The organism is Microbacterium sp. 13-71-7 (assembly GCF_002257455.1).
Taxonomy (GTDB): domain Bacteria; phylum Actinomycetota; class Actinomycetes; order Actinomycetales; family Microbacteriaceae; genus Microbacterium.
The window spans coordinates 1-13,405 of the sequence record NZ_NCKN01000011.1 but is presented as its reverse complement, the minus strand read 5'-3'; the positions used below and the strand labels follow the sequence as shown (position 1 = coordinate 13,405).

At 69.9% G+C, this 13,405-nt stretch carries 10 protein-coding genes; 5 read left to right on the top strand and 5 right to left on the bottom strand.

Annotated elements, in window-relative coordinates:
* Positions 1–60 precede the first annotated feature (60 nt).
* Positions 61–1,341: a serine hydrolase domain-containing protein gene (locus tag B7X32_RS02000; protein ID WP_292715279.1), complete on the top strand. Its 1,281-nt coding sequence runs from the start codon at positions 61–63 to the stop codon at positions 1,339–1,341.
* Positions 1,342–1,416: 75 nt separating this feature from the next.
* The gene (locus B7X32_RS01995; protein WP_292715276.1) at positions 1,417–2,433 is read left to right on the top strand and encodes a magnesium and cobalt transport protein CorA; all 1,017 of its coding nucleotides are present in this window, start codon (positions 1,417–1,419) and stop codon (positions 2,431–2,433) included.
* A 120-nt stretch (positions 2,434–2,553) separates the two neighbouring features.
* Here B7X32_RS01995 and B7X32_RS01990 read toward each other — a convergent pair whose 3' ends face one another.
* Positions 2,554–3,594 carry a putative sulfate exporter family transporter gene (locus tag B7X32_RS01990; protein ID WP_292715273.1) on the bottom strand — a complete coding sequence of 347 codons (1,041 nt, stop codon included), beginning with the start codon at positions 3,592–3,594 and terminating at the stop codon, positions 2,554–2,556.
* Positions 3,595–3,691: 97 nt separating this feature from the next.
* On the opposite strand from B7X32_RS01990, the gene B7X32_RS01985 reads away from it, so the two are divergent.
* Together B7X32_RS01985 and B7X32_RS01980 are read left to right on the top strand one after the other, a co-directional pair.
* Complete coding sequence (locus B7X32_RS01985; RefSeq protein ID WP_292715270.1) at positions 3,692–4,633, top strand: LysR family transcriptional regulator; 942 nt, start codon at positions 3,692–3,694, stop codon at positions 4,631–4,633.
* Positions 4,634–4,655: 22 nt separating this feature from the next.
* Positions 4,656–5,954: a cation:proton antiporter gene (locus tag B7X32_RS01980; protein WP_292715268.1), complete on the top strand. Its 1,299-nt coding sequence runs from the start codon at positions 4,656–4,658 to the stop codon at positions 5,952–5,954.
* Positions 5,955–5,992: 38 nt separating this feature from the next.
* On the opposite strand, the gene B7X32_RS01975 is transcribed toward B7X32_RS01980, so the two are convergent.
* Positions 5,993–8,524 carry a phosphatidylglycerol lysyltransferase domain-containing protein gene (locus B7X32_RS01975; protein WP_292715265.1) on the bottom strand — a complete coding sequence of 844 codons (2,532 nt, stop codon included), beginning with the start codon at positions 8,522–8,524 and terminating at the stop codon, positions 5,993–5,995.
* Positions 8,525–8,575: 51 nt separating this feature from the next.
* A complete protein-coding gene (locus B7X32_RS01970; protein ID WP_292715262.1) occupies positions 8,576–9,898 on the bottom strand; it encodes an alpha/beta hydrolase-fold protein in 1,323 nt (440 codons plus the stop codon).
* Positions 9,899–9,999: 101 nt separating this feature from the next.
* Here B7X32_RS01970 and B7X32_RS01965 point away from each other — a divergent pair, with 101 nt between their 5' ends.
* A complete protein-coding gene (locus tag B7X32_RS01965) occupies positions 10,000–11,388 on the top strand; it encodes a glycine--tRNA ligase (RefSeq protein WP_292715259.1) in 1,389 nt (462 codons plus the stop codon).
* Between the two features lie 52 nt (positions 11,389–11,440).
* Here the strand turns inward: B7X32_RS01965 and B7X32_RS01960 are convergent, their stop codons facing one another.
* Positions 11,441–12,097, bottom strand: coding sequence for a TRIC cation channel family protein (locus tag B7X32_RS01960; protein ID WP_292715256.1), 657 nt, complete (start codon positions 12,095–12,097; stop codon positions 11,441–11,443).
* The coding region (locus B7X32_RS01955) for a helix-turn-helix transcriptional regulator (RefSeq protein WP_292715253.1) at positions 12,097–13,405 on the bottom strand (1,309 nt) is incomplete at its 5' end. The genes B7X32_RS01955 and B7X32_RS01960, both read right to left, overlap by 1 nt.

The window sequence follows — 13,405 nt, the reverse complement described above, 5'->3', positions numbered from 1 at the left end:
CTGGGATGACGGCGCCCTGAGAAGGGCCGCTTACAATCGTGAGGGATGTCAGGGGGGCGAATGCGTGGGATCACAGGGCGTCGAGTGGGGGCGCTGGTCGCCGGTGTCGTTGCGGCGACGCTCGCACTGAGCGGCTGCTCGGGCGGCGCGGAGACCCCTTCGTACACCCCGAAGCCGCAGGTGCAGGGCGAGCTGCCGTCCGAGATGAAGGACCAGATCAAGGCGGCGGTCACGCGCGCCATGGCGCAGAGCGGATCGAGCGGCGCGATCGTCGGCGTGTGGGCTCCCTGGGGCGGTTCCTACACCACCGGCCTCGGCACGGTGTCCGTCGAGGACAAGACGCCGGTGAGCACCGACATGTCGTTCCGCATCGGCGACGTCACCCGGCTGATGACCTGCGATGTGCTGTACGCGATGGCCGACACCGACAAGATCAAGCTCGACGCCTCGATCACCGAATACGTCTCGGGCGTTCCGGATCTGCAGGACGTCACCCTCCTGGACCTGTGCAACGGCACCGGCGGGATCGGCTCCTCTCAGGCGACCGCGATGCCGATGCTGCTGAGCAACCCCGAGCGCGAGTGGGATCCGAAGGAGCTCGCGTCCTACGGCCTCGCACAGAACCGCACCCCTCCGCACACCGGCTACCGCGATTCCGATGCGGGCTACCTGCTGCTCGGTCAGGCGCTCGAGCGCGCCTCGGGCCAGACCGCCGCACAGCTCATCCGGCAGTACGTGACCACCCCGCTCGGGCTGAACTCGACGTCGCTGCCCGGAGCCGGCGCCGCGGCGCCCACCCCGTCGCCCGCCCTGAAGGGGTTCTACACGGCCCAGGTCGACGGCGCCTACCAGTGCGCGAAGCCGACGGACATCACGGTGAGCTCGTCGAGCAACGGCTACACCGACTCCGGGGCGGTCTCCACGATCGAGGATCTCGGGCGCTACGTGCAGGCCGAGGCGGCCCAGGCGCTGCGTCTGAAGAAGACCCCGAAGCGCTTCGGCACGCCGCTCCCGATCGCCGACGGCGCACCGAGCTGGTACCAGACCACGGGCGGGGCGAAGCTGGTCGGATCCATGATCGGGCAGCACGGCGGCACGCCGGGCTACCTGACCGCGGCCTACTCGGACCCGGCCACCGGATTCACGGTCGCCGTGGTGCTGAACGACTCCACGGCCGGCGACGCGTTCATCGGCGATCTCGCGTTCGAGCTCGCGGCGATCGCGTCCAAGGCGCCCGCGGGCAAGGGCGGGACCGCACCCGAGTTCGCGCTGCCGTTCACCGCGGACGACTACGCTAAGGCGGTCGACAGCGCGGCGATCTGCCCGCTGCCGCCGGGCTGACCGGCCCGCTCGACGCCTCCCTGCGCTTCGGTGGGCCCCGCAGGCCCAGGCACGCGCACGACCCGAGGAGCAGCCATGGCGATCGTCGACAACGGCATCTATGTGGACGGCGTCCGCACCGACACCCCGCACACGCTGTCCGAGACGTTCGAGCTCATGCACGAGCGCGAGGGCATGGGCTGGATCGGGCTGTACCGGCCGAGCGAGGAGGAGGTGCGTCAGGTCGCCGCGGAGTTCGGGCTGCACGAGCTCGCGGTCGAGGATGCCCTGACCGGTCATCAGCGCTCCAAGCTCGAGCGCTACGGGGAGACGCTCTTCATCGTCCTGCGCCCCGCCCGCTATCTCGACGTCGCGGAGGAGGTCGAGTTCGGTGAGCTGCACGTGTTCGTGGGCCCGAACTTCGTCGTCACCATCCGGCACGCCGAGACACCCAGCCTGAGCCGGGTGCGCGGACGGATGGAGCACGATCCCGAGCTGCTCGCCCGCGGCCCCGAGGCCGTGCTCTACGCGATCCTCGACGAGCTCGTCGACGAGTACTCGCCGGTGCTCGCGGGCCTCGAGAACGACATCGACGAGATCGAGGCGCAGCTGTTCCTCGAGGAGTCCGACGTGACCCAGCGCATCTACGAGCTCTCCAGCGAGGTGATCGACTTCCAGAAGGCGACCCAGCCCCTGCAGCCGATGCTGGAGAACCTGCTGCGCGGATCCGCGAAGTACGCCGTCGACCTGGAGCTGCAGCGCTACCTGCGCGACGTGCTCGACCACATCCTGACGCTGTCCGAGCGGGTCTCGACCTTCCGTGCGAACCTCGACAACGCGCTCACCGTGGAGGCCACGATCGTCGCCCGGCGCCAGAACGAGGAGATGCGTCGGATGACCGAGGAGAGCATCCGCCAGGGTGAGGAGGTCAAGAAGATCTCCAGCTGGGCGGCCATCTTCTTCGCGCCGACGATCGTGGCCGGCATCTACGGCATGAACTTCCACGTGATCCCCGAACTCGCCTGGCCGTTCGGCTACCCCATGGCGATCGGGCTGATGGTCGGCGGGGCGTTCGTGCTGTACCTGGTGTTCAAGAAGCGCGGCTGGCTCTGACCGGATCCGCATCCCCTGCTGCCTGATCCTCGTTCAGGTCGCAATATCTGCTCCGAAACCCGCGCGGGAAGAGCAGAAATCGCGACCTGAACGACGGGAGGGCGCCGCAATCGGGGGCGGTCAGCGCGCGAAGCCCGTCAGCGCGATCACCGCGAGCGCGGTGGCGGTGACCAGGATCCACAGGATCGCGCCGAGCAGGAGAGGGCGCCAGCCGGCGCGGCGCAGCGCGGCGACGTCGGTGGACAGGCCGATCCCGGCCATCGCCGTCGCGATCAGGAAGCCGCTGGCGTGCACCATCGCCTCGCGGGGACCGGCCGGGATCGCCCCGAGGGATCCGATCACGGCGACGACGAGGAATCCGACGAGGAACCAGGGCACGAGCCGGACCGCGCCGCGCAGCGTCATCCGTCGCCCACCGGCGGCCCGGCGCGACTCGATCACCGAGAGCCCGATCGAGATCGGGATGATCATGAGCGTGCGCACGAGCTTCACCACGACCGCGTAGCCGAGCGCCGCCGCCCCGAAGACCCCGGCCGCGGCGACGACCGAGCTCGTGTCATTGACGGCGGTGCCGGCGAGCAGTCCGAAGGTGTGCGGATCCAGGCCGAGCGCGTGGCCGAGCAGCGGGAAGAGCACGACGGCGAGGATGTTGAAGACGAAGATCGTCGACACCGCATACGAGACCTCGGCGCTCAGCGCGCCGATCACGGGCGAGACCGCCGCGATCGCAGAGGCGCCGCAGATGCCCGTGCCGACGCCGATCAGGGTGCGCAGACGCTGCGGCACCCGCAGTGCGCGGCCGATGATCCAGGTGCCGAGCAGGCACACGGTGAGGGTCGACAGCATCACCGGCAGCGACTCCGCTCCCACGCGCAGGATCGCGTCGAGCGAGAGCTGCGCGCCCAGGAGCACCACCGCCACCTGCAGCAGGAACTTCCCCGAGAACTCCACCCCGGGCTGGAAGCGCGCGCCGGGCCGACGAAGGACCGCGACCACCACGCCGATCACGATCGCGGGCAGGGCGGATCCGAGCACCGGGACCGCCGCGCCGATCAGGGTGGCGGCGACGGCGATCGGCACCGTGAGCGCCAGTCCCGGCAGCACCTCCGCCCCCCGCAGGGCGAGGCGGAGCGGGAGCGTGCGGGCAGGGTGGAACATCATGGATCCAGGCTCGTCCGCCCCCGGTTCCCGCGGTATCCCGCGGCACCCGATAGGGGTACAGTCATGGACTGTGGCGAATGCGGTGACAGACGGATCGATGCCGGACATCGGATCGCTCGAGCTGCTGGTCGCGGTCGTGCGCACCGGCTCGATCTCGGGGGCGGCGCGGGAGACCGGCGTGACCCAGCAGTCGGCGTCCGCGCGGCTGCGCGCGGTGGAGCGCCAGCTCGGGTTGTCGCTGTTCCACCGCGCCCCGTCCGGCACGCGCCCCACGCTCGAGGGCGAGGTCGTCGCCTCCTGGGCGGACGACGTGCTGGCGGCCGTGGGGCGGTTCCGTGCGGCGACGCGGACGCTGCGCGGCGAGAGCACGGCCCGGCTCACGGTCGCCGCGAGTCAGACGGTCTCGGCACGGCTGCTGCCGCTGTGGCTGGTCGCGCTGCGCGGTCGCCAGGTCGAGGCGGGGCGCGCCCCGACGGCGGTGCAGCTGCTGTCCGGCAACAGCACGGACGCCGTGGCCCTGGTGCGCGAGGGGCAGGCCGATCTCGCGTTCATCGAGTCGTCGGAGGTGCCCACGGATCTCGGGTCCACGACGGTGGACGCCGACGAGCTCGTCCTCGTCGTCGCGCCGGAGCACCCGTGGAGCGGGCAGGGGCCCGTGCCCTTCGCGGAGGCCGCGGACGAGGCGCTCGTGGCCCGTGAGCAGGGCAGCGGCACCCGGCGCGCCTGGGAGGACGAGGTGCGTCGGCGGCTCGGTCGCGACGCCGCAGAACCGGCGGTCGTGCTGCCCACGTCCGCGGCGGTGCGCTCGGCCGTGGTGAACGGCCTGGGGGCCGCCGTCCTGAGCCGCAGAGAGGCGGCGGACGACATCCGGCTGGGCCGGCTGCGCGCCGTTCGCACGTCCGGCGACCCCGTGGTCCGGCCGATCACGGCCCTCTGGCGGGGCGGAGCGCGGGATCTCCCGGTGGCGGGACGGGAGCTGATCGACGTCGCTGTGCAGACGGCCCGGCAGCAGGTGCGCCCGGGCCGCGGTACTCTCTGATCGTCGCCACGGAAGGAACCGGATGCCCGCGCTCGTGCTCTTCGGTCTCACGGCCGTGCTGCTGTGGTCGATCGTTTCGCATCGCTTCGAGCGCTGGGGCGTGGCGGGGCCGGCGATGCTGCTCGTGCTGGGGGCCGCCACCACGGTGTGGGACCTGCCGACCTACGCCGCGGCTCTGGACGCCCCGATCACCGAGAAGATCGTCGAGGTCATCCTGTCGATCCTCCTCTTCGCCGACGCGACCGAGGTGCGCGGCGGCATCTTCGGCGGCGAGGGCAGGGTCACCGCGCGCCTGGTGCTGATCGCGCTGCCGCTGTCGCTCATCCTCACCGCCATCGCCGCCGCCTTCCTCCTCCCCGAGGCGCTGGTGGCGGCCGTGGTCATCGCCTGCGTGATCATGCCGACCGATTTCGCGCCGGCGACGCGTCTGTTGCGCAGCAAGCTGCTGCCGGAGCGGATCCGCGCGATCCTGAACGTGGAGAGCGGGTACAACGACGGTCTGGTCTCGCCGATCTTCGGCATGGCGCTGCCGATCGCCGTCGTGATCGCCCCCCTGGTCGAGAAGATGGTCGCGACGGGATCCGACACGGTCACCGTGGACGACAAGGACCTCGGTCACAGCACCGAGAAGTTCGCGGAGGCGTTCGTCAACGCGGTGCCCGCGACGGTCTCGGCGATCGTGATCGGCGTCGTGCTGGGAGGCGCCATCGGCTTGGCGCTCCGGGCGGCCCGCGACCGGGGCATCGCGAACGAGGGCGGCGCGCGCTACGCCATGCTGCTGCTGCCGCTCATCGCCTATGGCATCGCGACGATCCCGGCGATCGAGGCCAACGGCTTCGTGGCGGCGTTCGTCGCGGGCCTCATCTATCGCGTCGCGCGCACGCGCGGCATGCAGGAGCGGGTGATCCCGCATTCCGAGCTGCTCCTGGTCGAGGAGATGGGCACCCTCACGGCGAACTTCGTCTGGTTCATGCTCGGCTCCGCCGCCCTGCTCGCTTTCACGGCGTCATTCGACTGGCGGGTCCTGGTGCTCGCGCTCCTCGCGCTCACCGTGCTGCGGCTCGGGCCGGTGTACCTGTCGCTCATGGGCAGCTCCGTCGGCCGCGGCGATCGCGTGCGGATCGGCCTGCTCGGTCCGCGCGGTACGGCCTCCGTCGTGTTCGGCCTGCTCGCCTACAACGCCTTCGAGACGGACAGCGTCGAGGCCAACGCGGTGCTGCTGGTCATGGTCGTCACCGTCGTCGGCAGCATCCTGCTGCACGGCGTCGCGGCGCCGTTCGCACTGCGGGCGCTCGAGAAGCGGCGCGTGGCGCAGGGCTGACGGGGAGATGGCCTTTCGCGGGGCCCTCGCCAGACGCATCAGTGCTCATCGCCGCGCCCGGTGATGGTCTGCACGAGCGCCAGGTACTCCTTCGGTGTCGCGTGGGGCAGGTACGCCTCTCCGATCGCGAGTCCGATGCTCGCGAGCTGCGCCGGATCCGCGTACGCCATGTAGATGGTCTCGTACCGCGGGTTGAACTTGCTCTTGAAGCGGAACAGCGAGGTGAACCCGTAGGCGGGCTCGAGCATCCGGCCGAGCCAGTCCAGCAGCCGCGACATGATCGTCGGATCGGATTCCTCCTCGTCTGGCTTGGTGGCCAGGGGCGCCCCCGACAGGCTCATCACCTGGGCGCCCTGCTCCTTCATGTGCAGCGCGGCGGAGGCGATCACGAACTCCATGATGCCGGGCATGGATCCGTCGCCCCGGCGCATGAAATCGATCGTCCAGCCGGAGACCCTCCCGTCGGTCCAACTGGGCAGCCAGCTCGTGGTCGCCTCGATCCCGCCGTCCTTGTTGATCGCCAGGAAGATCCCCACATCGGGATCCTTGAGCTCGTCCATGCCGCCGAGCGTGAAGCCCATCTCCGGAAGCTTCTTGTTCGCGACCCACTCCTCGCTCACCGCCTCGATCTCGGCGGTGTACTGGAGGGGGAGTTCGTCCCAGGTCGACCACAGGGTGGTGATGCCCTCGCGCTGGCCGCGGTTGAGCGGCTGGCGGATCTTCTGCCACGGCTTGCCGGTGAGTTCGAGTCCGGGGAGGTCGAGCACCGTCTCCTCTCCGACGGACAGGTACTGCCAGCCGAAGGACTGGAAGATCGGCAGGTAGCGCTCGTGGAAGCTGTAGAAGCAGGCGGACCAGCCCTGCGCCTCGCAGTAGGCCACGAATGCCTCGATGGTCGCGCGCTCCTCGCCGTCGGCGCACACCGGATCCGACATCGTCAGAGCCACGCCCTTGATCACCCGGTAGGCCACGGCGCCCTGGCCGTCGGCGGTGAACCAGTAGCTGTTGCCCGGCCAGGTGCCCATGAAACCGAGGGTTCCTCCACCGCCCGCCTTCAGCAGCGATCGGAAGCGCGCCTCCTCCGTCGCGTCGCGGCGCAGCCGCGTGGCGCGGTACAGCCGGATCATGGCGAGGATGAAGACGCCCCAGAACAGCACGCCGATCCACTGGTAGGCCAGCAGCGACGGGCCGTCCATCGGGATCGCGTCCTCGGTGACGTCGGGGAGGAACCCGGCGGGAACGTAGGGGCGGAGCACATCGCTGAAAAGTGCCCCGAACGACGCGTGCTCCCCGAGGTAGTCCTGGGGGCGTGTGAGCGCGATGGCGAAATAGACCGCGGTGAGCACGAGCCAGGCGCCGATGACCGTGACGGCGAACTGCCCGGCGGCGCTCCGCGGCGCGCCCACTCGGAACCGGCGGCGGGTCACGATCAGCAGCACGATCACGGCGATGGGCAGGGCGACCGCGAGCAGCACGAGCACCATGAACTCCGCGCCCACTTCGGCACGAGCCTTCGCGTCCAACAGCTCGCCCGGTGAGAGCGCGATGGCGGTGCCGATCGCGGTGCCCGCCTTCGCGACGAGAGCGAGGATCCACGCGGCGCGGCGTCCGGTCCGCAGCCCCCATGCCGCGAGCAGTGCGAGCACGAACGGCACCAGGCTCACCAGGAGGGGCCCGGCGCCGGCGGTGAGGATCGCCGCCGCCTGGTCGGCGCAGGCACTGGTGAAACTCTCGCCGCACGAGGCGTCGATCCCGTTCGAGGTGTCCGCCACGAAACCCGACAGCACGAGGCTCAGTGGCGCGTCGTAGTCGCCCGAGATGAGCACGATGAACGGTCCCAGGCCGGTCGCCGCGACGATCGCCGCGACGAGCGTGCGCACCTCGCGGTACGAGCTGCGATGCCAGGATCCACGGGCGGCGCCGCGGGCGAGCAGAAGCCCGAGCAGCAGGCCGAGCAGGGCCGCGATGAGGCGGAACACGCTGTCCATGTCGCCCGCGTAGAGGACGAACATCACGAGCACTGTGAACCCGATCACCCGTATTCTGCGTTGCCACAGCGCGGGTGCGAGGGCTGCGGCGGCCATCAGCATGCCGATGATGCCGATGGACGGGTCGGCGATGAGCTCGTCGCCCTTCATCAGTCCCCAGATCGTGCCCCAGGCGTTCATCACCGCGAGCAGGCCGAGCCCCAGCAGCACGGCCAGTGCGCCGGTACCGAAGAACGCGATCACCGCCCGGATCGTGCCGAGACGCCGTTCCGCGTACGCACCCGCGGTCAGAGCGAGCAGGATCGCGAGCACCCCGGCGACCAGCGAATCGGGGATCAGCAGGGCCGTCGCAGGGGTCCACCACCCGCTCCACTCCCACGTCGGCAGGGAGCCGGCGGCGAGCTCCTGCGGGAACCCGCCCCAGAACGTCCCGAAGCCGAGGCCCGTGCCGAGCGTGATGAGCGCGAGCAGCACGCTGAACGGGTTCGCGCGCAGGTAGGCCACGAGCGCGCCCGGCTCCTTCGGCGCGGGGAGGCCCCCCGGGGCCTCGGCCGCGGGCTTCGTGGGCTCGGATGCAGTCATGCGGGATCTTCTCTCACAGGCGGTTCGGGGACGAGACGATGTCGGCGGGCGTCAGGGTGCGGAGAGGCCGAGGCGCCGGTACAGCCGATCCATGGCGAACGGGATTCCTCCCTTGAGGGCTCCGCCGACGTGGTCGGCGCCGGGTATCACCTGGTGGACGGGATCGAAGCCCGCATCCTTCGCCTGCTGCACCATGCGCGCGGCGTAGTCCATGAAGGTCGGATCGGCGCCGCCGACGGTGAACAGGGCGAGGTGGTCCTTGAAGGCGCCGGCGTTGGTCTGAAGGGCGGCGGCCGGCTTGTTCGCCTCGAACTTCTTCTCGTCGCCGCCGAAGGTCTCCTTGATGACCTGCGCGCGCTGCTCGATGCCGGGGTACTCGTCTCCGGAGATCGCGATCATGTTGCCCCAGATCCCCGGATGCCGTGCCGCCCAGGTGAAGGCGCATGCGCCGCCGTTCGAGTAGCCCATGATCGTCCAGTCCTTCGGATCGGTGAGCACGTTCAGGCGGTCCTTCGCATACTTCGGGATCACCTGGTTGAAGTAGGCGTCCACGTCGCCGTACTCGGCCGAGTCGGCGCAGGCCGGATCGGGAGTGCTGCCCTCGAGGCCCCCACTGGGACCGAGTTGGTCGGCGACGATCACGATCGGAGCGAGTCCCTTGTTCTTCGAGGCCATCTCGTCCAGCACCGGCGCGATGAAGTCGAGGGTGGGCGTGCCGGGCTTGCCCATCATCATCACGATGAGCGGCAGGCGCGGCGGCGCCTCGGACCTCACCAGTGCGGCCGGCGGAAGGTAGAGCAGGGCGGGGCGAGGGGCGAACTTGGATCCGGAGGGGATCTCGATCGTCCCTCTGGTGCCTTTCGCCGGCATGTCCGAGGGCGGATTCCACGTGCGGTAGAGCGGGCCGTCCAGCGTGGCGGTGGGAGCGGGCTTCGGAAGACTGTGGATCGGCTCCTCGACACTGATGCCGAACATCGAACCCACCGTGGTGTTCACGCCGAACGCCGCGTTCACGCCGAGCGCCGTGGAGACCAACGCCAGCAGCACGAGCAGCAGGGCGACGATCTTGCGCCAGACCCCGCGCTCCCAGAGCGACACGATGCCGAGCATGGTCGCCGTGAACCCGGCGGGCAGCCACAGGATCGACGCGGAGGGAAGGGGCATGTTGCCGAGGCCGAAGGCGTGGGTCGAGTTCACCCAGAGCACGATGCCCACGCCGCCGCCGATGCCGACGGCCAGGGCGATGACGATGCGCCAGAGCCAGGCGGGGGTGGGGCGACGGATGAGCAGCACGACGATGGCGATGACGGTCAGACCGTAGATCACCAGGGGGAGCGGCCCATCGATGACGTTGAGCTTGTAGAACCAGGTCATCGCAGGCTCCTGTCCGTGGCGGCATCTCTGGGGCGAGGCAGGAGCGACTATAGTCCGTGCCGTTACGGCGCCCCGGCGCCCCGCGACGGCGAGGAGACTCCATGGAACAGTCCGAGCGGCTTGATGCCGCCATTGCCCTTGCGCAGCATCGAGGGTTCGTCTTCCCCTCGGGCGGCATATACGGAGGCACACGCTCGGCGTGGGACTACGGACCCTACGGGGTTGCCCTTAAGGAGAAGATCAAGCGGCAGTGGTGGAGGGCCTTCGTGCAGCGCCGCGGCGACATGGTCGGCCTGGACTCGGCGATCATCCTCCCGACGGCGGTGTGGGAGGCGTCCGGACATCTCAAGGTCTTCAGCGACCCGCTCACCGAGTCCCTCGTCACCCACAAGCGCTACCGGGCCGACCACCTCTTCGAGGCCTATGAGGCCAAGCACGGCCACCCGCCGGAGAACGGCCTCGCCGACATCCCGGATCCCGAGCACTCCGACAAGGTCGGGCAGTGGACCGAGATCAGGATGTTCTCCGGCATGATCAAGACCTACCTCGGCGTCGTCGATGACGAGAGCGGCCGGCACTACATGCGTCCCGAGACCGCGCAGGGCATCTTCACGAACTTCAAGAACGTGCAGCAGGCGATGCGCCGCAAGCCCCCGTTCGGCATCGGGCAGATCGGCAAGTCGTTCCGGAATGAGATCACGCCGGGCAACTTCCTCTTCCGCACCCGGGAGTTCGAGCAGATGGAGATCGAGTTCTTCGTCGAGCCTGGCTCCGACGACGAATGGCAGGAGACCTGGATGGAGCTCTGCTGGAACTGGTTCATCGGGCTCGGGATGGATCCGGAGAACATCCGCTGGTACGAGCATCCGAAGGAGAAGCTCGCCCACTACTCCAAGCGCACTGTCGACATCGAGTACCGGTTCGGGTTCTCCGGATCGGAATGGGGCGAGCTGATGGGGGTCGCCAACCGCACCGACTACGACGTGGACGTGCACCAGAAGCAGTCGGGCAAGGATCTCAGCTACTTCGATCCGGCGACGAACGAGAAGTACATTCCGTTCGTGATCGAGCCGTCGTTCGGCCTCACACGCGCGCTGATGGCGTTCCTCGTGGACGCCTATCACGTCGAGGAGACGACCGCAGCGGACGGGAAGGCAGACACCCGTACCGTGCTGAGACTCGATCCGCGGCTCGCGCCCTTCACGATCGCCGTGCTGCCGCTGTCGAAGAAGGACACGCTGGTGCCCGTCGCCCAGGAGGTCGCCGATCTGCTTCGCGAGTTCTGGGACGTGGACTACGACGACGCGCAGGCCATCGGGCGCCGCTACCGTCGACAGGACGAGGTCGGCACGCCGTACTGCGTCACGGTGGACTTCGATTCGCTCGGGGACAGGGCGGTCACGGTGCGCGACCGCGACACCATGCAGCAGGTGCGGATCCCGATCGATCAGCTGGTCTCGCACTTCGCGGGACTGCTCGTCGGAGTCTGAGCCCGCGACAGCCCGGAGGGCTCGCTCGCGGGCGCTGCTCGCGGCGGACCGCTCAGGGGACGAGCCGTGGCAGCTGCCAGTCGAAGATGACGGCGAGCATGCGCAGCAGGAACGTGATCAGCGCCCCGGCGAGCAGTGCGAGCCCGCGAGTGCGCGTCCAGCGCAGGAGGATCCCCGTGGCGAGCGCACCGGCCAGCGCCGCCGTGCCGTAGACGCTGTGCGTCAGGACGAACGGCACGCGGTTCAGGAGGATGTCGCGGACCAGCCCGCCCCCGGTCGCGGTCATCGTGCCGAGGGCGGCGACCACCCACAGGTTGGCGCCGCGCGCGGCGGCCTTCTCGGCACCGCCGACCGCGAAAAGGGCGAGGCCGACGGCGTCCGCGGTGGCGAGCGCCAGAGCCGGGAGCTCGTCGACGACGGCGAGCACCCCGAACGTGGCGAGCGAGACGACGAGGGCGACGACGATCCGGGTCCTCGAGGAGAACGCCGCCGGCGGCAGATCGCCGAGCAGGACGTCGCGCAGGATCCCGCCGGCGAGCGCCACGATGAAGCCCACCACGAGGATGCCCAGGAGATCGAGCCCGGCGTGGGCGGCGGCCGCCGCGCCCTCCATCGCGAACAGGCCGGTCGCCACGATGTCGAGGGCGTCGAAGAGGCGGGCCCTCGCGGTGGGGGGCTGCGGAGCGATGGATGCCGGAGGCGGGGGCATCATGAGTCCGTCGCCCCGCGGTGCTCGTTCCGATCGCGGGAGGCCCCGACGTTCTTCGGCGAGCGGTCGGCGAGAAGCAGCGCAAGGAGCTCTGCCCGGGACGTGACGTTCGTCTTCCGGAAGACGTGGGACAGATGCACCTCCACGGTGCGATCGGAGATCTTCAGCTGCTGGCCGACCTCCCTGTTGCGCAAGCCCTGGCTCACGAGCTGGAGCACATTCTGCTCCTGGGCGGTGAGGGGGACGGACGGAAGCCGTATGCGGGGTGCTGTCGGTACGTTGCGCGAGGCCGCTGCTGTGGTCTCCCCTGGCAGGCTCCGATCGATGTCCTGGCGCACGGGATGCCGTGGTCCGATCGCCTCGAAGGGCGCGAGGAAGAGGCCGAGCTCGGGAGCGCGGTCGAGCATGGATGCGATCCCGCGGTATGCCGCACCGCCGAGGATGTGCGTCAACGGAAGCCTGCAGAGCGCGTCTTGCATCACCGGCGCAGCCTCGGCAGCGCTCTTGGCGTAGAGCAGGAAGTTCACCTGAACGACCCGCGCGTACGCCTCGACGAGGGGGGAGATGCCCGTCGACGCTTCGGTCCACGGGGCTGGGCGAAGGCACGGCGAGAGCGAGAGGGCAAGAGCGCCGAGCACAGGATCGACATCCGTGGGGATCGTCCACCAGGTCTCGGCCGCCGCATCGATCAGGGTCTTCACCGGTCTGTCGGCGATCGCGTTCGCCGCCGCGGCGAGAGCGGGACGCTGCGCATCCTGACGGACGAAGGCGTCTGGATGGTCCGGGGGCCCCTCGAGATAGCTCACGACGGCCCGCTTCCCCACGACCGCCTGGGTCCGGATGGCCTCGTTCGGATCGCGTGAGGCGGTGTCGAAGAACTCCTCCGCATCGTCGAGGCAGCCGAGGGACAGCGCGGCGCGGCCGCCGAGAAGCATCGACCGGGACCGGGCTTCGAGGTCCATGTCCTCGCTCAGCGCCTGGGCGATCCGGACGGCGGCCTCGGTCTTTCCTGCGGCGAGGAGCCGTTCGCCGAGGACGACCGCCGAGCGGGAAGCGCGCCGGCTGGTGCCGCTCTCGGCGTGGAGCGCGTGCCAGGCTGCGGTCGCCAGACCGAGTCTCCCGTGCGCCCGCGCGAGCGCGCGATGCGCGTCTCGCACCGTCGCCGGAGACGCGGATCCGATCGCCGCCGTGCGCGCGTATTCGTTGAGGAACGAGTATCGCCCCGCCCGGAAGCGAATCCGAGCCGTCACCGCCGGCGATGTGAGCACTCTGGCGTCGATCTCCGTCGCCGACACCAGAACGTCCACC